Origin of the sequence: Photobacterium sp. GJ3 (assembly GCF_018199995.1) — a bacterium.
In the GTDB taxonomy this organism is placed as follows: Bacteria; Pseudomonadota; Gammaproteobacteria; order Enterobacterales; family Vibrionaceae; genus Photobacterium.
The window spans coordinates 1,224,996-1,245,410 of sequence record NZ_CP073578.1 but is presented as its reverse complement, the minus strand read 5'-3'; the positions used below and the strand labels follow the sequence as shown (position 1 = coordinate 1,245,410).

At 53.0% G+C, this 20,415-nt stretch carries 18 protein-coding genes and 1 pseudogene; 10 read left to right on the top strand and 9 right to left on the bottom strand.

Going from position 1 to position 20,415, the window contains the following annotated elements; genetic code table 11:
- Window positions 1–83 precede the first annotated feature (83 nt).
- Window positions 84–1,477: pseudogene (locus tag KDD30_RS05520) on the top strand (nucleobase:cation symporter-2 family protein).
- 106 nt (window positions 1,478–1,583) lie between these two features.
- Window positions 1,584–2,954, top strand: a complete 1,371-nt coding sequence (locus KDD30_RS05515) for an 8-oxoguanine deaminase (RefSeq protein ID WP_211647882.1) — start codon at window positions 1,584–1,586, stop codon at window positions 2,952–2,954.
- 112 nt (window positions 2,955–3,066) lie between these two features.
- Here the strand turns inward: KDD30_RS05515 and KDD30_RS05510 are convergent, their stop codons facing one another.
- A complete protein-coding gene (locus KDD30_RS05510) occupies window positions 3,067–3,678 on the bottom strand; it encodes a TetR/AcrR family transcriptional regulator (RefSeq protein ID WP_211647880.1) in 612 nt (203 codons plus the stop codon).
- Between the two features lie 192 nt (window positions 3,679–3,870).
- Here KDD30_RS05510 and KDD30_RS05505 point away from each other — a divergent pair, with 192 nt between their 5' ends.
- The 6 genes from KDD30_RS05505 (at window position 3,871) to KDD30_RS05480 (ending at window position 9,628) form a co-directional block, all read left to right on the top strand.
- Window positions 3,871–5,469, top strand: coding sequence for a DUF4331 domain-containing protein (locus tag KDD30_RS05505; protein ID WP_211647878.1), 1,599 nt, complete (start codon window positions 3,871–3,873; stop codon window positions 5,467–5,469).
- Between the two features lie 11 nt (window positions 5,470–5,480).
- Window positions 5,481–5,849, top strand: a complete 369-nt coding sequence (locus KDD30_RS05500) for an Ig-like domain-containing protein (RefSeq protein WP_211647876.1) — start codon at window positions 5,481–5,483, stop codon at window positions 5,847–5,849.
- A 206-nt stretch (window positions 5,850–6,055) separates the two neighbouring features.
- On the top strand, window positions 6,056–7,123 hold the full coding sequence (locus KDD30_RS05495; protein WP_211647874.1) for a lipopolysaccharide assembly protein LapB: 1,068 nt from the start codon (window positions 6,056–6,058) through the stop codon (window positions 7,121–7,123).
- A gap of 30 nt (window positions 7,124–7,153) precedes the next feature.
- Window positions 7,154–8,281 carry a HupE/UreJ family protein gene (locus KDD30_RS05490; RefSeq protein ID WP_211647872.1) on the top strand — a complete coding sequence of 376 codons (1,128 nt, stop codon included), beginning with the start codon at window positions 7,154–7,156 and terminating at the stop codon, window positions 8,279–8,281.
- 112 nt (window positions 8,282–8,393) lie between these two features.
- Entirely contained in the window at window positions 8,394–8,927 is a 534-nt protein-coding gene (locus KDD30_RS05485; protein WP_211647870.1) for a sigma-70 family RNA polymerase sigma factor, read from the top strand.
- Window positions 8,924–9,628 (top strand): anti-sigma factor domain-containing protein, encoded by a 705-nt coding sequence (locus tag KDD30_RS05480; RefSeq protein WP_211647868.1) that lies wholly within the window; start codon window positions 8,924–8,926, stop codon window positions 9,626–9,628. Before KDD30_RS05485 ends, KDD30_RS05480 begins: the two co-directional genes overlap by 4 nt.
- Before the next feature lie 96 nt (window positions 9,629–9,724).
- On the opposite strand, the gene KDD30_RS05475 is transcribed toward KDD30_RS05480, so the two are convergent.
- A complete protein-coding gene (locus KDD30_RS05475; RefSeq protein WP_211647866.1) occupies window positions 9,725–10,321 on the bottom strand; it encodes a TetR/AcrR family transcriptional regulator in 597 nt (198 codons plus the stop codon).
- A gap of 140 nt (window positions 10,322–10,461) precedes the next feature.
- Here KDD30_RS05475 and KDD30_RS05470 point away from each other — a divergent pair, with 140 nt between their 5' ends.
- Complete coding sequence (locus tag KDD30_RS05470) at window positions 10,462–11,664, top strand: MFS transporter (RefSeq protein WP_211647864.1); 1,203 nt, start codon at window positions 10,462–10,464, stop codon at window positions 11,662–11,664.
- Between the two features lie 76 nt (window positions 11,665–11,740).
- Here KDD30_RS05470 and KDD30_RS05465 read toward each other — a convergent pair whose 3' ends face one another.
- The 4 genes from KDD30_RS05465 to KDD30_RS05450 form a co-directional block, all read right to left on the bottom strand.
- The gene (locus KDD30_RS05465) at window positions 11,741–13,108 is read right to left on the bottom strand and encodes a glutamine synthetase family protein (RefSeq protein WP_211647862.1); all 1,368 of its coding nucleotides are present in this window, start codon (window positions 13,106–13,108) and stop codon (window positions 11,741–11,743) included.
- A 130-nt stretch (window positions 13,109–13,238) separates the two neighbouring features.
- Window positions 13,239–13,679 (bottom strand): DUF2214 family protein, encoded by a 441-nt coding sequence (locus KDD30_RS05460; protein WP_211647860.1) that lies wholly within the window; start codon window positions 13,677–13,679, stop codon window positions 13,239–13,241.
- Complete coding sequence (locus tag KDD30_RS05455) at window positions 13,664–14,650, bottom strand: alpha/beta hydrolase (protein ID WP_211647858.1); 987 nt, start codon at window positions 14,648–14,650, stop codon at window positions 13,664–13,666. Before KDD30_RS05455 ends, KDD30_RS05460 begins: the two co-directional genes overlap by 16 nt.
- Window positions 14,651–14,693: 43 nt before the next feature.
- A complete protein-coding gene (locus tag KDD30_RS05450) occupies window positions 14,694–15,794 on the bottom strand; it encodes a sensor domain-containing diguanylate cyclase (protein WP_211647856.1) in 1,101 nt (366 codons plus the stop codon).
- Window positions 15,795–16,162: 368 nt separating this feature from the next.
- On the opposite strand from KDD30_RS05450, the gene KDD30_RS05445 reads away from it, so the two are divergent.
- Window positions 16,163–16,852 (top strand): RT0821/Lpp0805 family surface protein, encoded by a 690-nt coding sequence (locus KDD30_RS05445; protein WP_211647855.1) that lies wholly within the window; start codon window positions 16,163–16,165, stop codon window positions 16,850–16,852.
- A 40-nt stretch (window positions 16,853–16,892) separates the two neighbouring features.
- Here KDD30_RS05445 and KDD30_RS05440 read toward each other — a convergent pair whose 3' ends face one another.
- From KDD30_RS05440 to KDD30_RS05430, 3 genes are all read right to left on the bottom strand, one after another.
- The gene (locus KDD30_RS05440) at window positions 16,893–17,360 is read right to left on the bottom strand and encodes a DUF1772 domain-containing protein (protein ID WP_211647853.1); all 468 of its coding nucleotides are present in this window, start codon (window positions 17,358–17,360) and stop codon (window positions 16,893–16,895) included.
- Window positions 17,357–19,699 carry a glucose/quinate/shikimate family membrane-bound PQQ-dependent dehydrogenase gene (locus KDD30_RS05435; protein ID WP_211647852.1) on the bottom strand — a complete coding sequence of 781 codons (2,343 nt, stop codon included), beginning with the start codon at window positions 19,697–19,699 and terminating at the stop codon, window positions 17,357–17,359. The genes KDD30_RS05440 and KDD30_RS05435 overlap by 4 nt, the downstream gene beginning before the upstream one ends.
- Window positions 19,700–19,853: 154 nt before the next feature.
- Window positions 19,854–20,414 (bottom strand): GNAT family N-acetyltransferase, encoded by a 561-nt coding sequence (locus KDD30_RS05430; protein ID WP_249199206.1) that lies wholly within the window; start codon window positions 20,412–20,414, stop codon window positions 19,854–19,856.
- Between the last annotated feature and the right edge of the window lies 1 nt (window position 20,415).

Sequence of the window (20,415 nt, the reverse complement as noted above, 5' to 3'; positions counted from 1 at the left end):
TGCACCCTTTAAAACCAAAAAGACGTTAACACAACATTAACCCTACGCTGCCAATTCATCGGATGAATTGTGGAGAAATAACGATGAAACTTCTCTATACGCTCAACCAGAGACCGCCCCACAGTATTACCCTGCTCCTGGCCATTCAGCACATGCTTGCCTCCATTGGCGGTATCGTTGCGGTGCCACTGATTGTCGGCACCTCGATCGGATTACCAACCGACGAAGTCGTCACGCTGATCAATGCCGCCCTTCTTGCTTCCGGCATTGTCACTATCGCGCAATGTCTGGGGATTGGTCCGGTGGGGATTCGCCTTCCTGTGGTCATGGGCTCAAGCTTTGGTTTTCTGGGCGTAGCCATCAATATCGGCAACGACGGCGGGGTCGGAGCCATCATGGGCGCCGCGCTGGTCGGTTCTTTTGTCGTGGTCGCTGCCAGCTTCTTCATGGATAAGATAAAGCAGCTGTTTCCAAACGTGGTCAGCGGCGTCGTTGTTACACTCATCGGCCTGACCATCCTGCCTGTAGCGATGAACTGGGTCGGCGATGCACCGAACTCCAGCGCACAGTTTGCCACCATGCCGAAACTCTTCCTGGCGTTTATTTCGCTGGCGATTGTCATTGTTGTCTCGATTTACTGCCGTGGTGCCGTTGCTGCTTCTGCCATCGTGATTGGTCTGGCTGGTGGTTATCTGGTGGCACTGTCGATGGGCATGGTCGATCTGGATCAGATTTCACGCGCCGCCTGGGTCGGCAGCCCGGCTATCATGGAATATGGCATGAGCTTCAGTCTGTCTGCGATTGTGAGCATGAGCCTGGTCTATATCGTGGTTATCGCGGAAGCAACTGGTGATTTCATGGCGCTGGCGAATAACTGTAAAGTCAAACTGTCTGGCAATGATCTGAAGCGTGGCTTACTGGGCGATGGTCTGGGCAGCACCCTGGCATCATTCCTGACAGCCATGCCGCTGGCATCATTCAGTCAGAACGTCGGCATTGTCGGAATTACAGGCGTTGCCAGCCGTTATGTGGTTGCAGCCACAGGCGGTCTGCTGATTCTGGGGGCCTGTTCCCGAAACTGGCGGCCATTGCCGTTACCATTCCCAAACCGGTTCTGGGCGGTGTGGGCTTCATCATGTTCGGTATGATTGCCTATGCCGGGATTCGCATGCTGATTAAAGCCGCAGATACCAAGCGTAATGCGCTGGTGATTTGTGTCGGTCTGGCCTCGGGTCTGGCTGTGACCATTGAACCGCGCCTGATTCAGCATCTGCCGCATGACTTACAAAGCCTGTTCCACTCCGGGATCACCACAGGCACCATCATTACCGTATTACTGAATCAGATTCTGCCTGAATCTGCCGTCAGCGATCAAACTGAGGAAACGGCTGACGATGACGAAGCAACTGCATCGACGGTACAAACGTCTGAGTCAGCAGAAAAAAAGCAAACCATTGAAACCGTAAAACAATCCTGAACAGAGGGTCATCAATACTTTTATTAACCCCTGACCCGGTTTCGGCCGGGTCAACCCCATCAGACCTTCTCCTCGGAAACGGCAGAGAAGGCTAAGGACGAAAGAAATGGAAACCATTTGGCTGAAAAACCCTTTAGCCATTTACACAGGCTCAACCACTGCACAGGATGCCCGCGGCGGCGTGGTCATTCAGGGAACTCAAGTGATTGAGCTGGTTCCGCTTGGTGCACAACCCAGCCTGACACCCGATCAGGTGATTGATGCCAGCGAGCATGTCATCACACCGGGGCTGGTCAATGCGCACCATCACTTCTATCAAACCCTCACCCGGGCCTATCCGGATGCACTGAATAAAGAGCTTTTCCATTGGCTCAAAACGCTGTATCCCGTCTGGGCTGGCCTGGACGAAGAAATGATGCAGGTAGCCACTGAACTGGCGCTGGTGGAGCTGATGATGTCCGGCTGTACTACGGCGTCGGATCACCACTATCTGATTCCGACCGGTCTGGAGCACGCCATCGATCTTCAGGTCGAAACCGCTCAGAAACTGGGCATCCGCTCTATCTTTACCCGTGGCTCGATGAGTCTGGGCGAAGATGAAGGCGGCCTGCCGCCGCGCCATACAATCCAGAAAGAAGAGACGATTCTGGATGACAGCATGCGTCTGATCCGTCAGTACCACCAGCGGGGCGACGGGGCGATGACCCAGATTGCTCTGGCCCCCTGTTCGCCTTTCTCGGTCACCACGGATCTGATGAAAGAAACGGCACGTCTGGCTGAACGGGAAAACGTCATGGTGCACACCCACCTGTGTGAAACCATCGATGAAGAAAACTTCTGTCTGGAGCGTTTCGGCCTTCGCCCGGTCGACTATCTGGAAGAAACCGGCTGGCTGAATCACCGCACCTGGCTGGCCCACGGAATTCACTTCAATGACGAAGAGATCCACCGTTTAGGTCAGGCTGAAGTCGGGATTTGTCACTGCCCGTCGTCTAACATGATGCTGGCTTCCGGTATTTGCCGGAATAAAGAACTTGAAGCCGCAGGCGTCAAAGTCGGTCTGGGGGTCGATGGTTCCGCCTCGAACGATGGCTCGAATCTGGTGAATGAAGTCCGGATGGGACTGTACATCCAGCGACTGCGCTACGGTTCGGCTGAAGTCACCCATTTTGATGCGTTGCGCTGGGCCACTTCCGGTTCGGCACGCGCCATGGGACGTGAAGATTTCGGCACGCTGGCGGTGGGTAAACAGGCAGACATTGCGATGTTCCGGCTGGACGACATCCGCTTCTCCGGCGCACACGACCCGCTGGCAGCGCTGGTGCTGTGTGGTGCCCATCAGGCGGATCGGGTCATGGTTGCGGGTCAGTGGCGGGTGCATGATGGCTACGTCATCGGTGTGGATTTACCTGCCCTGCTGAACCGACATCAGGCCGCAGCGAAACGGCTGGTCGCACGATTCCAGCAACGCCGCTGAATCACCTCAGCAACCATGTAAAACAAACCACGCTCTGTTCAGAACAATCCAAGCGCTTTCGTCTTGATTCCTCAGGGGCGAAAGCGCTTTCTTTTGCGGGGGGATTCAGGTTTTAAGCCGCTTGAATCTTGCATCCCTGAATCACAAGCTGGGTCAGAAACTCAGCCGCATTGGCGAAATCCTGATCATCCAGCGCGTCTTTCTCAAGCACATTGCAAATCTGCCAGCTGAAATCTGCGTAAGTCTGTGTAGATGCCCAGATGGTAAACATCAGATGTTGCGGTGAAACGCGCGCCATCACACCTTTTTCAATCCAGCGTTCCAGTTTACTGATGATCATCCGGGACTGTGCCAGCAGTTCTTCGCGGATATCTTCCGGCAGGTAAGGCGCGCCAGACATGACTTCATTGGCAAACACTTTCGAGGCAAACGGATGATCGCGGGAAATCCGGAGTTTGGTATGAATGTACGACGTGAGAGCCTGCGCCGGATCATCCAGATCCTCAATCGGCTTTGAAGCTTCCAGTAAAGGTTCCGTCACGCTTTCCAGCACCGCTCGATACAGATTTTCTTTGGTTTTGAAGTAGTAATACACATTCGGCTTGGGTACGTCCGCCAGTTTTGCGATATCCGCCACTTTGGTTGCGGCAAATCCCTGCTCGGCAAACAAACGCCCGGCATATTTAATGATCACTTCCTGATTTTTTTCTCGAATACGCGACATAACCTGACTTCATCCTCCAACCGATGGAACGCCTCATACTAGACGAACTGACCCGCGAATCAAAGTCTGTCTCTCCTATTTACCTGATATCCAGCGTCATTTTAATTTTCCGGAAAAATGCGCATTGTTTGCATCCAAACCCTCTGCCCGCACGTTTCTAAAGGGACGAACAACAACAGATGAGGGTTCACCATGTATCACAAGCTCGTTGTCAGTGTCCTTGCCTTGAGTATTTCAAGCATTGTTTCTGCGTCCAGCCACCGGGAAGCACCAAACATTACCCGTTTGCCCACACTGGACTCTACAGACTTCTATGCATTTAACAGTTATGAATCTGGCCGTGAAGCGTATGTCACCCTGATTGCTAACTACATCCCTCTGCAAGATGCCTACGGTGGTCCAAACTATTTCGCGATGGATCCTGCGGCGGTCTACAGCATTCACATCGATAACGATGGCGATGCCGTTGAAGATCTGACGTTCCAGTTCCGTTTTACCAACGCTTTGCCCAACAATAATCAGGGGGTCATGCTCAACATCGGCGACAGCGGTCAAACCCAGTCAGTTGCTGTCCCGCTGAAAGTCGTCGGGGGCATCAGCGCTGCCGATCAGAGTGCTGCGAATTTCAGTGAATCCTACACACTGAGTCTGGTGACAGGTCAGCAGCGTTTTGGCAACGCAAGCAAACTCAATAACTTGTCGACCGGACAAAACACCTTCCATAAGCCCTTGGATTTCATCGGCACGAAAACCTTTGGCAGTGAAGGCGAATACGTCAATTATGCCAATCAGTTCGTGTATGAATTTGGCATACCGGGTTGTTCCGGTGCAGGGAAAGTGTTTGCCGGTCAGCGCAAAGATCCCTTTGTTGTCAATCTGGGTAAAACTTTTGATTTAGTGAATTATGTGCCGGTTGAAGGGGACAGTGCCCCCGGCGCTAACGACGGTGGCGGTTTTCCAGGCGGTATCACACAGTCTCAGTCGAATGATGATTTAAGATTTAAGAATGTCACCGAACTGGCCATCGAAGTGCCCAAGTCCTGCATTACAGGCAGTGGGAATGGCACGATTGGGGCATGGACCACGGCAAGCCTGCCGCAGGCCCGGATACTGAATCCTTACGCCACCTTCAGCCGTCCGGAAATTAACGGGGGTGCGCTTACGCAAGTTTCCCGCTTAGGAAACCCGCTGGTGAACGAACTGGTCATCGGTCTGAAAGATAAAGATACCTTCTCCGTTTCACAGCCTCGGAATGACGGTCAGTTTGCGACCTATGTGACCCACCCCAGCTTACCTGAACTGCTGAATATACTATTCAAAGATGCTGTCAATGCAACTCTGGGGACGAGTTTCACGACGCTGGCACCAACCAACTTTCCCCGAAATGATCTGGTCACCGCTTTTCTGACCGGTTTTCCAGGCGTGAATCAGCTCAAAACGGTTACGCCATCTGAAATGCTTCGCCTGAATACAGGCATCCCAGCTAAACCCGTGGCGGAACAATCTCCATTCGGCGTGGCCGGTGATGATCTGGCGGGCTTCCCTAATGGCCGCCGCCCCGGGGATGACGTGGTTGATATTGCCCTGCGAGTTGTGATGGGCCGCCTGTGTTACCCCATTCCGGTGAATGGTGAAGAAACCGATCTGGGCCTGTGTGAACCCTCAGATGCCAGTGTCGGCAATGTTCCCTTCACTGATGGTGCACCCGTGAATGCCACGCTGATGGACGACAGCTTCCCTTATCTGGCACCGCCCCTGCCCGGCTCTGGTGTTGACACAGGTGCAGAATGAGGAGTAAAGCCATGAAGTATTTGATCTCTCTCATTCTGCTGTGTATTGCCACAGCAATGACAGGATGTAACGGCAGTTCCGATGATGGCGCAGGTACAGAGAATTCCGCGCCAAATGCGACCCCTTTTTCAGGGGTCACTCAGACCGAAACACCGTTATCCGGCAACCTGAAAGCTGACGACCCGGACGGAGATGCACTGACCTTCTCACTGGTCAGCGCCCCCGTGCAGGGCTCAGTTCAGATCCAGCCTGACGGTCGGTTTACTTACACCCCATCACTGGGTTTACCGGAAATGATCAGTTCACCTTCAGCGTTTCAGACGGCAAAAGTCCGCCTGTCAACGCCGTGGTCTCCATCACGATCGAAGTCCTGCAACTGAGTTTCTCGTCATTCAGTCGTGAGATTTTTGCCGCTTCGGAAAACAGCGAGCCCAAAAGCCTGCGGGGGCGTCACGTCAGTAACGATATCAGTCAGCCTGACTTTTATGATGATTTGCTGGCGGAATAAAGTGTGCGTGTTCGGTCTGCATTTCAGACCGCTTCGTGTTCGTTCGGCCAGGGAAGGCCTCTTTTTTGGAGATTTCAAATGAAACTGAACGCAACTGTTTACCTAATCATGACAGGACTGGCTTTCGCTCACGCCAGTGCTTCAGCGAAGCCCGGCATTCCTGAAGATCCACAAGCGCCGATTATTGCACTGAACCCGCAAGACATGCAGGCACCATCGACAACACCCGCCACACTGGATCGCATTGAAGCGTTGATGATGCAAGCGCAATTCATTGGCGCTTCGCCAGAAACCGTTCAGACGGCCTTGCAACAACTCCAGCCCTATCTGACGGGCGCAGCTTCTGCCAAGGCATTGTCCCTGCTCGCAAGAATTCAACAGCATCAGCACCAGTTTGCCGATGCCGAAAAAACCTTACAAAAAGCATTGAAACAATCACCCGATGACAGTTCCGCACGACTCTTACTGGCCAGTGTGATGACCATTCAGGGCAAGTTCGATGCTGCCAAACAACAATGCCTGATGCTCATTGACCAGGCTCCCATGCTCATCACCTCTGCCTGTAGCCTGAATGCCAGTTTTCATCAGCAAACACACCCGGACCAACAAACAGCTGTCTATAGCCAGTTGGCCTCGTACTCCGAGCGATTCGCGGTGGCAGATGAAACCTCTGCCGCCTGGGTCATGGAGATGCTGGCGGCCATGGCACTGGATCTGAATCGCCCTCAGGAAGCCATACAACATCTGGCGCTGCCTGTCAGCCCTGACCGGACCATCAGCTATCTGACAATCTGGGCCAAAGCCAAGCTCGCCGCTGGCGACCCGGAAAGTGTCCTCAATACACTGGGCAATTTGGTTCAGTCTTCGGCCTTACCGGATGACGCACTATTGCTTGAACTGGCACGGGCCGAAAAACGCAAACTCGCCCGAAGCGACTGGCACCAGCAAGTTGAAGCACGGGTTCAATTAAGGGAGCAACGGCAAGATATCTCCCATGCAGCCTTCCTTGCGCACTACTACCTGGAAATCAGCCCTGTACCAGACAAAGCCCTGTACTGGGCAAAAGTGAACTGGCAAACCAATCGGCTACAGGCCGATCAGCAACTTTTGAGTCTGGCTGAGCAAGCGATGGCCGTTCAGTCATAGGTCAGTGTCATCACCCGAAAAGGACATGCCATGATATCCCACATCAAAAATTTGATCCTGATGCTGTGCTCACTCTTGCTAATCAGCAGTTTCGCTCAGGCACATCAGTTAAGTACGTCTTATCTGACCCTTCAGCAAGACGGAAAAAACTTCACCGGCAACTGGCAGGTCCAACTCACCGATATGGCCAGACTGCTGGCAGCGGACGGGGTTTCGCTGGATCAGAACGCAGATCAACAATTAAGCTGGCGCGAAATTTCAGACCATGAAGAAACGATTTCAAGCGCACTCCTTGCGCAACTGAAATTCAGTCAGGAGAGTGCGCTTTGCTCACTGGCTCAAACGGGCGGATTTAAGCTGGATTCTCACGCTAACCTGCCCTATTTATGGCTGCCAGTCCGGGTCGGCTGCCCGCATTCAGGTCAGGTCAGCCTTCAGTATCAGGGAACTTTTTTTGAACTCAGTCAAAGCCATAAACTCATCGCCAACATCATGTTGTCTGATGCAACGCTGAACCGGATTCTGGACGTTAGGCAGCCGACACTCCTGCTTTCTACAGGCAGTGCTTCCAGTCTGGAAACGGCGCAAGAATATCTTTACCAGGGCATCATCCACATTCTGATTGGCACCGATCACATCCTGTTTCTGCTTGCTCTGCTGCTCACCTGCGTGCTGTACCGTGATCAGGGGCGCTGGAAAGGCATCCACAGCCCCAAATCAATTTTCATCAACACCACATGGATCATCACGGCATTTACGCTGGCCCATTCCATCACACTGACTGCAACTGCTCTGGATTTATTGCCGGGGAACCGATGGGTCGAATTGATGATCGCCATCTCAGTGCTGTTTGCTGCCATGAATAATATCTTCCCGCTGGTCACGCGGCTCGGCTGGATTACCTTTGGTTTTGGCCTGTTACATGGGATGGGTTTTGCTTCTGTTCTGGGCGATTTAGGCTTACCTGCCCGCCATACCATTCTGGCCATCGTTTCATTCAACCTGGGAGTTGAAGTCGGACAACTTGCGATTTTACTGATCGCTCTGCCCGGACTGATCTGGCTGCGGCATACCTGGAGTTACCAGCGCTGGATCATGCCAGTGAGTTCGGCCTTCATCGCAATGATGGCGATTCGATGGTCGCTGGAGCGGCTGTAACAACAAAAGATGCCAAACAGACTGAATACTTTTGGCTTAACCCGGTTCAACTGCTAGCTTTAAAAACAGTATTAAAATTCAGGCTGTTAACAGCCAGCAAACAGGGAAGACCATGGAGAAGGACGTTCATCTGAAGTTGATCAGTGCCACAGCCCTGGGCGACAGAAAAGCATTTGCCGAATTATATCGGCAGACCAGCGGCAAGCTGCTGGCCATCTGTATCAGAATGCTTGGCAACCGTGCACTTGCGGAAGAGGCCATTCAGGACGCTTATGTGAAAATCTGGCACAACGCGGCTGAATACCAGCGCCACAAAGGGACAGTGCTCACATGGATGATCAGCATTGCCCGGTATCGCGCACTCGATATATTGCGTTACCAGAAAGTTCGCAAAGAACACCCCATGTTCAATGAAGCAGAGGACGATGCCATCGATCTGGAGACACTCGCTGATACAGGCTCAGTACATCAGCTCAACCAATGCCTCGATGAATTACCCCAGGAACAGCTACAAGCGATTCATCTGGCTTACTTTAACGGGTTCAGCCATCAGGAAGCCGTTCATTATCTGGACAAACCGCTTGGGACCATCAAAAGCTGGATTCGCCGGGGACTTCAACAGTTGCAAAGGTGTCTGACACAATGAGATATGACAACCAGACATTAATCGATATGCTTGCCGCCGAGTATGTGCTGGGTACCCTGCGTGGCCCCGCCAGAAAACGGTTTCAGTCGCTGATGATGGGCTCCGGCCGGATTCGCGAAGCCACCTGGCAATGGGAAAATCACCTCAACGACATCCAGCATCAGATTCCTGCGATTCAACCCGATGAAGCGGTCTGGACAAAGATTTGCAGCCGGTTAGGCTTCAATGAAACCCCAGTCTCCCAGCCCGAGAGCAACCGCCGTGGCCTTTCATGGCTGTGGCCCGCGCTGGCTTCTGTCGCGACGGCGGCCTCCCTTGTGCTGGCAGTTTTCCTGTGGCGGGAACAAGCCATCCAGCTCCCTGCCGCCTCGCCAACAGAGCAGCTCGCGGTCATCAAAGGGACAGACACTGCCTCCTACTGGCTGGTAGAAGTCCATTCCGATGCGATCTCCGTCCGAGCAGGTTCTGCATTTCAGGGAGAAGCCAACCGAGATTATGAGCTTTGGGTGGTCGCCAATCATGAACCCAATCCGATCTCTCTGGGTTTGTTACCCAAACAAGGCGACATGACGCTGGCAAAGGATGCCCGGTTTGATCAGCTTGACATCAAAATGTTGGCGGTCAGTGAAGAACCGCTCGGTGGCTCACCGACAGGGCTGCCAACCAAGGTACTTTACACGGCTGATTTAGTGCAGTTCTGACCCCAGCGTACAACCAGTGACAACGTCACAACGTGATCTTCAGTCAGGATCAGGCGTCTGCTTTCCTGCCCCTGTATTCAGGGGCAGATGCAAGATTCAGGCGTTATCTGTCCGTAATCCGTTCAAAAAGACGCGGAGTGTTTCAGATGCTTCTGAATGCGCTTGGGCCGGTGTTTTACTGCGAGCAATCCAAAGGGCTGCATCGGTGAGTGCCCCGTTCATCATGCGTGCAAGCACGATGGGGGAAGCCTGTGCGATCACCTTTTCATCCATCAGTGTTTTCAGCAGTTTCGACAATGCCGCAATACAGTTGAGCTGTACCGCCTGCACAACTTCACTATCCAGCACCGAGGCTGCGTCCCGCAAAATAATCCGCTGAATATCCGCTTCTGTGGCCATACTCAGAAACGCCTGGCATCTGCCTGTCAGTGCAGACCACACATCCGCCGCATCGCGCTCAGCTTGCTGAAGTCGCTGATCCATTTCCTGATCCACCTGCTGATAAACCGCCAGAAACAAACCTTTCTTGCTGCCGAAATGATGATACAGTGCTCCGCGGGTTAATCCGGCTTCACCGGTCAGTTCATCCATCACGGCACCTGCAAACCCGACCGTGCCGAATTGCTTTCGGGCCATACGAATCAGTTTGAGCCGGGTCTCCACCATCATTTCGTTGCGTGTTTGGCGTGCCATGCCTTCCTCTTCTTTTATTCATTCTGTTGCATTTTATAATTGACATACACAGCGTATGTCAATTAGATTCACATACGCCGCGTATGCAAGCATTGCATATCAGGCCCGACAATACTTGATTTCACTCAATGGAGAAAACCATGGCGAACCCTTACAAGGAATTATTCAGCGCGCCTGGCACGCTGGCCTTTTCGCTGTCCGGACTCATCGCACGGATGCCAACATCCATGACAGGCATCGGCATCATTACCATGCTGTCTCAACTTTCCGGGTCATACTGGCTGGCAGGTGCGGTCGCAGCGACTTTTACCTTCACCATGGCGCTTGTGGCACCGCAGATCTCCCGTGCAGTGGATCGCTTGGGCCAGCACCGTGTCTTACCTTACGCGGCAGGCGTCAGTGTCATCGCACTCCTTCTCCTGCTGTTGTGTATTCGCAATGAAGCACCCGTCTGGACCTATTTCCTGTTCGCTGCGCTGGCCGGATTTATGCCCAGCATGCCAGCGATGATCCGGGCTCGCTGGACTGCACTCTATAAGGGCAATGAGAAACTCCACACCGCCTATTCCTTCGAATCCGTGATGGATGAGCTGTGTTTTATTATCGGACCGCCACTGGCCGTCGGCCTGTGTGTTGCCGTCGCGCCCGAAGCCGGGCCATTCGCCGCAGCCATTCTGCTGGGTGTCGGGGTCACCTTATTCGCCAGACAAACCCGTACGGAGCCCCCGATTGAAGTGGAAACCACCATGCACAGCGGATCGGCCCTTCAAGCGCTTTCGATGAAAATGCTGATGCTGGCGTTACTGGCCCTGGGCACCATTGTGGGTACCATTGATGTCATCAGTGTGGCGTTTGCCGAGCAGCAAGGCAATCCGGTTGCCGCCAGTTATGTCCTGTCGGCCTATGCAGCTGGCTCGTGTTTATCCGGGTTATTCTTCGGGACACTCAAACTCAAGATGCCGCTGGAAAAACAATTACTCATTGCCTCATTCGCGACGGCCCTGACCACGTTACCGCTGTTGCTGGTGACGGGGACGACAACACTGGCGATGTCTGTCTTTGTCGCTGGCGTCTTCTTTGCGCCCACAATGATCGTCACCATGGGGCTGGTTGAAACCATCGTCCCGGCTCGTCAGTTAACGGAAGGCTTTACCTGGATGATCACTGGGTTAGGGATTGGGATCGCTGCCGGGGCAGCCATTGTTGGCTGGGTGATTGATACGTTTGGCATTCAGGCTGGATTTGCTATCACCATCGCTTCTGGTGGTGCCGTCTTCCTGATCGCTTTGCTGTGCTCCCGGCTCTTGCAACGCAAGCCGAGCCAGGCGCCAGCCTCAGCTTAATGGCGATTTTCTGAACAACAGACAGGCGCGCTGATAAAGCGCCTGTCTGCTCAGATGGCCCAGTTCCGGCAACCGCTCAGATAATCTCGAAATACCGGCTCAATTCCCAGTCTGTGACTTGTTTCCGGAACTCTCGCTCTTCCCACTCTCGGGTGGCGGCATAATGGGTAACAAAGGGCTCGCCAAACATCGCCTTGGCAGCATCCGATGCTTTCAAGCGTTGCGCCGCTTCCCAGAGTGTCGCCGGTAACGCCAGTGCATCAGGTTGAGGCTGGTCATACGCATTCCCTTTAACAGCTGCCCACGGTTCCCATTGATTCATCACACCATAAAGACCGGAAGCAATGGCTGCCGCCAGTGCCAGATAAGGATGCGCATCCGCCGCACCCAGCCGGTATTCGATGCGCTGTGTTTTTTCCGAGCCAGGAATGACACGCAGTGCGGTCGTGCGGTTTTCAACCCCCCAGGTTGCATGAGTCGGTGCCCAGAAACCGGGAACCATACGCGTATAACTGTTGATGGTGGGCGCCAGCAAACACAAAAACTCCGGCATCAGGCGTTGCTGCCCGGCCAGAAACTGACGCTGTATCAGGCTCATTCCCTGTTCAGCTTTGGCATCATAAAAAGCGGACTGACCACTTTTGTGTTGCAGCGACACATGCATGTGTCCGCTCTGGCCCGGATAATCCATGGACCATTTCGCCATGAATGTCGCCAGCAATCCTCGCCGTTGTGCCAGCACTTTCATGAAGGTTTTAAACAATGCTGCTTTATCGGCAGCCGATTCTGCCTCATCCACAGCAATCGCAGCTTCAATGACGCCGGGCCCGGTTTCGGTATGAATGCCTTCGATGGGAAAATCCATGGTTTCCGCCATCGACAGAATGTCGTGATACAACTCATTGGCGACTGAATTTCGGATCATGGAATACCCAAACCAGTCGGGTGTGAACGGCTGCAGATTTCGAAATCCTTTCTCCCGCGCAGTCTGCGGGGTTTCCTGAAACAGAAAGAATTCATACTCCAATGCCGCATGGACCACAAATCCAAGCGAATCGGCTTTTTCGAGCACTTTTCTCAGGATGCCCCGCGAGCAGACAGATTCGGCCTGACCGGCAAATTCAGCGATAAAAAGCAGCATGCCCGGTTCATCGACAACCTCCCGGCAAGTGTGCGGTAAAATGCGGACCGGTGCGTCCGGATAGCCTGTGTGCCACCCCGTATATGTGGTGTTATCGTACAGCTGATCTTTGGCGTCCCAGCCCAGCACAACATCGCAGAACGAAAAGCCTTTTTCCAGAGACGCAAAGAATTTGGCCTTCGACATATATTTGCCACGCATAATGCCATCGTTATCAAACAGCCCGACTTTGATATGCGTCAGTTTTCGTTCATCCACAATCGCCATCGCATCTGCGACGGTTTTTACCGCTCGTGCATCCATCTCAACCTCACTTATCCGGCTCCGCCTTTTCTTAAGCTTAGCTATGATTTTGCAAGAGACTGAGATGAATACGGTTTTGGGTCAGTCAGCCCCTGACGTCAGCGAAATCCGCAAGATAAACAGGGTCTCCCTACGACGAGCCCAATCCGATACCCCGCGCCATGAAAACCGCCAACAACGGAATAACAGCGAGCAGCAAAAGCTCCAGACGAATCAGCATCACGATAATGGGGGGAACCGGAACCGTCTCTCGTGTTGTTTTGCGATGTTTCAGAAAAAATACCGTCGGGAACACAGACAGCGCTGCCACAATCGCAAACAGGGTCAGTTTGGCGTGAAAAACCGGATTAGCGCTATAAAACTCGGGCGGTTTGCCCACCAGAAACCAGAGCGACAACCCGGCCAGCAAAACGATCACAGCTGAAATACCATACACCGCATCCAATCGTGCAAGGCGGTGCATTTCTTCAGCCGTCAAACGCCGTTTGAGGAGCAGGTGTTCTGCCACCAGTACCGCAACAAGAATAAAAATTCCAAGAAAATGGGCATAACGAATCAAGAGTTCGAGCATCGTTTGTCCTGATTGGTGGATGGGTCCCGTATTTGGGGAGTGGCAAGAAAATCGGCAATCATCCGGTACGTTGTCTCACATCGTGCAGGCACCAGGTTTTCCAGATTCAGATAAGCATGAATCATGTCATCCAGATGATATTGCTGTACCGATACGCCGGCATCTGATAGCCGCTGAACGTAAGCAGCCCCTTCATCACGGAGCGGACAATACTGCGCCGTAATCACTAAGGTTCTGGGGAAGTGTTTTGACATAGGCATAAACAATGGCGATGCCGCCCGACGGTCTTCTCCATGCTGAAAGTACTGATCGAAATACCAGCGCATTTTTTCCTGCTGCAAGAACAGACCGGTGCCGTTTTCCACCACGGAAGGCAGGCTCATGGTGTAATCCAGGCTGGGATAGATCAGCACCTGATTGACCAGTTGAATGTCAGGGTCAGACTGGAAATCAGCACTGAGTGTCGCGGCCATCGCACCACCCGCTGAATCACCCACCAGCGAAAGCACCGGCTGATATTGAAGCTGATGTTGTTTACACAGCGGAACAAGCTGGCGCAGCACCTGCCGCGCATCTTCCAGTCCTGCCGGATAAGGTGATTCCGGTGCCAGACGATAATCCACAGCCACCACAATCTGTCGGGTCGCATCCGCCAGCTTACGGCAGATCGAATCATAAACAGCGACACTGCCCGCCAGATGCCCGCCACCATGCAGAAAAAGTAATACTGGCAGTGCCGTGTGTGGCGCCGGGTGATACATCCGGACCGGAATAACGTGAGATGCAGCCGGAACAGAAGTATCGATCACCCGCGCGACGTCTGGCGCATGGGTCACGTAAGTTGACGTCAGTGTCGCCAGCCCCTCACGAATCATGTCGGCCGTGGCAATCTGACCCGAGGCAGCAAAATGTGCCAACGCCTCATGATAAGCCGACAGCCATAATTTGAAACCACTATTGAGATGGGACATACGTACTCAGATGCTCCGTCATCAATCTGCGTGCCAGAAAAGTTTAGCTGAGTGTATCCAGGTAAACAGAACCTTCACTGTAAAATTGATACCGCGCGCGGCCTGCCGCTTTGGCTTGATAAAGTGCCTGATCGGCTTTGGCAATCATGACATCAATAATCTGTTCCGGCTGCACAAATTCGGCCATCCAGTCCTGCTCAGCCACACGGGTTCTGAAATGAAAAATACCAATACTGACCGTCACATTCTCATCAATGGCTTTCGATTGATTGAGACCCGACATCATGCGGTCACACACAGCCTCAATACCTTCCCGACTGGTATCGCCAAGCCAGATAATAAATTCATCACCGCCATAACGGGCAACTGCGTCGTAGCTTCTCAGATTCCGCTGCATGACATTGGCGAATTCAACCAGCATTTTGTCGCCCAGCAGATGCCCGTAGTTATCATTCAGTGACTTAAAATAATCAATGTCCAGCAGCAGCACCGCGGCTTCACCCCCGCTTTTACATCGCTGCATCTGATTCAGTGAACGCTCAAGCAAATCCATAAAGGCACGCCGGTTCATCAGATTCGTCAGCGGATCCACAGAAGCCATCTCTTTCAGTTTTGCATTCAGAGTACGCAGTTGTTCTTCCTGTCGACGCCGAACCATTTCAACTTCGATCCAGCTCGCCATCAACTGAAGTGCATCCACATCTTTGGGTTTGAATTCCCGGGGATAAGGCGCAGGGCTGGAAAAATTCAACGTGCCCCAGGTCATTCCGCCGATATGGATCGGAACAGCGATGTAGGATTCCAGCCCAAACTGACGATAGGCCGGATGCGTTCCCAGCACATCGCTCTGACCCACATGCTCAACAGCCACTACACCATCCGCTTCGCAAGTGACGGCACAATAGGTCATGCCAAATTCAAATTCATCACCGGGTTTCAGCGGCATATGTTCAGGACAGACACATTTATCGACAATATAAGTGTCCCCTTCAACTCTTGCCAGAATCCCAATATCCAGCTTGAAACGTTCCATCCCCAGGCGAATGAGCGCTTCCATCTGAACATTAAACCCTTTGTCATAGGCTTGGGTAATTTCATGCAAACGACGAATGACATTTTCACTTTCAGAATACTCAGCCTGCATACACAATCCTTTGTTTAATCTGCTGTTGCAATTTGGACGTAGTACTGGCTAGCCCGAAAAAATACATGGAATAAATGCAATAGCCAGCATAAGTCCCACTAAAGATAGTCTATGGAACACCTTGCACAAACTGTATTCGGCCAATCTTGAGATCTGAGTAAGCTGACGATTGAGCGGATTCAAAGATTCACATCAACATTCCTCACCCGAGCTTGAAGTAAACTCATCTGTTCGTCTTGATCCTGAGAACAGCTATCGAGAAGCCTCAACCCGAAGATTCCACTTTCTATACTGATTTCAGGGAACAAAAAACAATCATGGAATGAGAAATATCAATCAGGTTTACTTTTGATATGGAGTATTCGCCCATGTCTTCGACAGGATTTTTCCGACGCCATCATATTACTGTGCAGTTATTTCCCCTGTTGCTTCTCACGCTGACCGGCATCACGCAGGCAAATCCCCTGATGCCCAGCGCAGGCCATCAGCTGGCCCTGCTCAGTACCCAGCAACCCATTTATAACCCTCAGGTGCCTGTTGAAAAGAAAACCGGGCGGATCAGCAAAGAAGAACTGAAAAACGGTGTGATGGACAGCCGTCAGTCGTTTGATATCGACCAGTATCTGGCCATCAAAAACCAAAAAATCCAAGCCGTTCCAGCCAACCGATATCGAATGGTCCATGATATTCGGGTCACCCGTCCTTATGGCAATTGGTACTCAGGATACGGTGAACTGCAAACAGATTCTGAAGCTTTACCCTGGCTGGCATTTACAGCCATCCACTTTGAATTACTCAATCAGATGACAGAACGCCAGCAACGTCAGCTTGAACAGGCCCAAATTGAAGCAACCCGTGTTTCCGTGGGCAATGCCATCCAATGGCAGGTGGAGAACGCATCCGGTTCGGTCACCCCTACCCGGGAAGGCACCACCACCAGTGGCCGGTACTGCCGGGAATTTATTCAGGAAGCCCGCATCAATGACACGACGGCCACCGCGATGGGGACCGCCTGCCAGTTAGACAATGGACGCTGGGAAATCGTGACCACCGGATAATGCCAGTACGGTTGCTCCTGCGCGGATAACATCCCACTCACTAATCCACCATCAGAACCGTGAAATCAATCAGGCAGGCCAGCAGACTCATCGCGGTTCTGATGGCATGCAGCCTGCCCCATTGCTCCAGTAATACAAAGGTCGCCGACGAATGCTTCTTCAGCCCCGTTGCCTGTAATTGCCGGTTGATTGGCATGATGGCAAGAAATGTAAAAGGGATCACCGCGAATATCAGCGCGCCACCAAGCAGCCACAGCCAGAGTCCCCCCATCGCCGCAGCGGTGATTGCCGCGAGCGTCGACACCAGTGCCAGCGTCACCTGCATCCGGGCGGCACGACGGTAACTGGGCTGAAACTCGGTTGCAGCCAGCTCTCCGCCGCATTCCAGCCGGGCAGGATGTTCGACAAGGCTGATATAACTGGCTGCCCCGCAAAACAAACTGGCACTGAAAGCCGCTAACACACCTGCGAAGTCAGCCACAGTGCTGAAAAGATCGGCGGGAATCACCGCTGGCTTCTCAGTTTATAAGCCAGGACATAATCGCCCAGTTTGGTGCCAATGGAGCCATGCCCGCCCGCAACAATCACCACCATTTGCTCCCCCTGACTATTGAGATAAGTCATCGGCGTTGCCTGCCCTCCTGCGGGTAAACGGGCCTTCCAGAGTTCCTCGCCATCGCCCAGATCATAAGCGCGGAGATAGTTATCCACGGCGGCAGCCATAAAGACGAGTCCGCCTTTGGTGATCACCGGCCCGCCGATACCGGGCACACCCATTTTGATGGGCAGCGGCAGCGGCGTCAGGTCTTCAACAGTGCCATTCTTCTGCTGATAGATAATTTTCCCCTGAGCGAGATCCGCACCGGCAATATAGCCCCAGGGCGGCTGCTGACACGGCACGCCCAATGGCGAAAGAAATGGCTTCAGCTCTACCGCATAATCTGCTCCTTCATTGGCATTCACGCCATGTTCCCCAACATTCACTTCGCCCAGATCGCTCGTATCCTTTGGAATCAGAGTCGATGTAAATGCAAGGTACAGCGGCATGCCGAACATCACCTGACGTTCCGGATCCACCGCGATGCCCCCCCAGTTAAAGACACCGAAATTGCCGGGATAGACAATGGTGCCCTGCTCTGACGGCGGCGTATAACGTCCTTCATAACGCAGGCTTCTGAACTGAATCCGGCAATAAAGTTGATCCAGGGCTGTTGCGCCCCACATGTCTTTTTCTTCCAGCGGCGGTGGATTAAAGGTCAATGCAGAAACAGGCTGTGTCGGAGAGGCGAAATCCCCTTCAATGGTTCCCTGTGGTGCGGGGGCTTCGGTGATCGGATGAATCGGCTCTCCCGTGGCCCGGTTCAATACATAAACATCACCCTGTTTCGTTGGTACCACCAAACCGGGAATGAGTCCTTTGCTGGTTTGAATATCCACCAAACTGGGCTGTGCCGGTGTATCCATATCCCAGAGATCATGATGCACAAATTGCTGGACCCACTCGGCCTGGCCATTATCAAGCCGCAAGGCAACGACGGAGGACGCATATTTTTCTTCATCCGGCGTGCGGTACATGCCCAACTGATCCGGTGTCCGGTTCCCCATCGGGAAGTAAGCAAGGCCTAGCTGTGGATCGGCACTGGCAACAGACCAGCTGTTTGGAGAACTGGTCGCATACATTTTATCTTTTGCGATGGGCTGGGTTTCCGTGGGGTTTGCAGCGTCCCAGTTCCATTTCAGGACACCGGTTTTGACATCGTAAGCCCGAATCACGCCTGATGGTGAATTTATGTCGTAATTATCATTTACCGCACCGGCCACCAAGACCACTCCCTTGGCCACCACAGGCGGTGACGTTGAGTAATAATAACCGGACTTCGTAAAGGGCATGTTATGCAGCAGATTCAGCACGCCATCGTCTGCGAAATTCTGGCAGCGTGCGCCTGTGGCCGGATCAAGTGCAATCAGCTTGGCGTCTGATGTCGGCAGATAAAGTTGCGCATCGCAGGCAATACTGGGCAGTGTTTCAGCTTGCGCTGATCCCGCAGCCGTCAACGCAACAGGCTCACCTGTTGCTGGCGGCAGATAAGACACGCCCCGGCAGGTCTGATGCTGGCGCTGATTGTCGGTCCCGACTTTGGCGTTGTACTGCCAGCGCCTTTCACCGCTGTCGGCATCCAGCGCGACCAGCCAGTTATGCGGGGTACAAAAATATAAGGTATTGCCTATCTTGAGCGGCGTGGCTTCGTAGGTAAATTCCCCGATATCCCCTTTGCCTTTGGTATCTCCGGTCTGATACTGCCAGGCCAGTTCAAGCTGTCCGACGTTCGCGGGGGTGACCTGCTCCAGAGGGGAATACCGCTGGCCGAGCAGGCTGCGACCATAGCTGTGCCATTCCCCTTCAGGTACCTCTCCTAAGTTTGGGGTCTGAACCAGCGGCGACGTGTTCAGTTTGCCTTCCAGCTGGTGTGTCGTGTTCAGCATGCTGCCCAGAGTCACCAGAGCCACCAGCCACCAGTAAGCGGTCAGGCGACTGATTTTGGAACGCCCCATCAGGCGATAAGAGAATAAAAGCGGAATCCCGAGGATCAGGAACAAACCTAAACGGCTTGCAAGCGCCCACCAGTCATACCCCGACTCCCACAAAGCCCAAACCAGAGACGCCAGCAGAAAAAGGCCGTAAATCAACTGAGCATTGCCCCGTTTCGCTCTGACCTTGGCTGCAACCAGCAGCAGCACAACGCCTGCAAGCGCAAAATACCAGCTCCCTCCCAGAGAAATCAGCCACAGTCCACCCCCCAGTAACGCCAGACCGATCAGTGAATACAGAAAAGCAATGAATCCCATACACCCATTCCCTTCAAGTTCTTATCAAGCAAAGGGTAGACCATCCGGTAAAGATGCACAGGAATTCAAGCAGATGAAAGCCAGAAATTCTGACCGCCGAATCAACCGATCATTGCGGCTGAAACGCGGGCATACCTTATTTCTTGCTTACAGGTTACGTTTTTTTCTGCTGCCATTCTGCCCGGGTAATCCGGTACAGACAATGCTCTGCCAACACATGATCCGCAGGCAGTTTCGGATGCAGGAAGTTTTGCTCACAGTCGGTCATCCCCAGCTTTTGCATCACCCGCTGCGAAGGCAAATTCGTCACCGTTGTGAATGCATACACATCGGGTGCATCCAGTGATTCAAACGCATACTGCAACGCACGTTGCGCCGCTTCTGGGGCGTAACCTTTCCCCCAATGCTCAGCGTCCAGCCGCCAGCCAATTTCCACGAAGGGTGTATTGGGAATCGCCAGATCCTGAGCATGCAAACCCACAAAGCCAATGAACTGCCCGGTTGTTTTCAACTCGACCGCCCAAAAGCCCCACCCGTTCTCTTCAATCAGAGACTGTGCCCGATGACGTAACGCTTCACTCTCCTCCTGAGATAATACAGACGGAAAGTAACGCATCACTTGCGGATTGGCACCCATCTTCGCAAGTGGCGCTGCATCTTTGTTTTCCCAGGGGCGAATGAGTAATCGTTCTGTTTCCAATAATGCCATTGCCATA

What these genes read in the sequence shown, in the direction of transcription:
- KDD30_RS05455 (WP_211647858.1), bottom strand. Translation starts at nt 14,650, where the DNA reads ATGTCCCATCTCAATAGTGGTTTCAAATTATGGCTGTCGGCTTATCAT.
- KDD30_RS05510 (WP_211647880.1), bottom strand. Translation starts at nt 3,678, where the DNA reads ATGTCGCGTATTCGAGAAAAAAATCAGGAAGTGATCATTAAATATGCC.
- KDD30_RS05495 (WP_211647874.1), top strand. Translation starts at nt 6,056, where the DNA reads ATGAAACTGAACGCAACTGTTTACCTAATCATGACAGGACTGGCTTTC.
- KDD30_RS05470 (WP_211647864.1), top strand. Translation starts at nt 10,462, where the DNA reads ATGGCGAACCCTTACAAGGAATTATTCAGCGCGCCTGGCACGCTGGCC.
- KDD30_RS05485 (WP_211647870.1), top strand. Translation starts at nt 8,394, where the DNA reads ATGGAGAAGGACGTTCATCTGAAGTTGATCAGTGCCACAGCCCTGGGC.
- KDD30_RS05450 (WP_211647856.1), bottom strand. Translation starts at nt 15,794, where the DNA reads ATGCAGGCTGAGTATTCTGAAAGTGAAAATGTCATTCGTCGTTTGCAT.
- KDD30_RS05460 (WP_211647860.1), bottom strand. Translation starts at nt 13,679, where the DNA reads ATGCTCGAACTCTTGATTCGTTATGCCCATTTTCTTGGAATTTTTATT.
- KDD30_RS05490 (WP_211647872.1), top strand. Translation starts at nt 7,154, where the DNA reads ATGATATCCCACATCAAAAATTTGATCCTGATGCTGTGCTCACTCTTG.
- KDD30_RS05505 (WP_211647878.1), top strand. Translation starts at nt 3,871, where the DNA reads ATGTATCACAAGCTCGTTGTCAGTGTCCTTGCCTTGAGTATTTCAAGC.
- KDD30_RS05475 (WP_211647866.1), bottom strand. Translation starts at nt 10,321, where the DNA reads ATGGCACGCCAAACACGCAACGAAATGATGGTGGAGACCCGGCTCAAA.
- KDD30_RS05435 (WP_211647852.1), bottom strand. Translation starts at nt 19,699, where the DNA reads ATGGGATTCATTGCTTTTCTGTATTCACTGATCGGTCTGGCGTTACTG.
- KDD30_RS05500 (WP_211647876.1), top strand. Translation starts at nt 5,481, where the DNA reads ATGAAGTATTTGATCTCTCTCATTCTGCTGTGTATTGCCACAGCAATG.
- KDD30_RS05465 (WP_211647862.1), bottom strand. Translation starts at nt 13,108, where the DNA reads ATGGATGCACGAGCGGTAAAAACCGTCGCAGATGCGATGGCGATTGTG.
- KDD30_RS05430 (WP_249199206.1), bottom strand. Translation starts at nt 20,414, where the DNA reads ATGGCAATGGCATTATTGGAAACAGAACGATTACTCATTCGCCCCTGG.
- KDD30_RS05480 (WP_211647868.1), top strand. Translation starts at nt 8,924, where the DNA reads ATGAGATATGACAACCAGACATTAATCGATATGCTTGCCGCCGAGTAT.
- KDD30_RS05515 (WP_211647882.1), top strand. Translation starts at nt 1,584, where the DNA reads ATGGAAACCATTTGGCTGAAAAACCCTTTAGCCATTTACACAGGCTCA.
- KDD30_RS05445 (WP_211647855.1), top strand. Translation starts at nt 16,163, where the DNA reads ATGTCTTCGACAGGATTTTTCCGACGCCATCATATTACTGTGCAGTTA.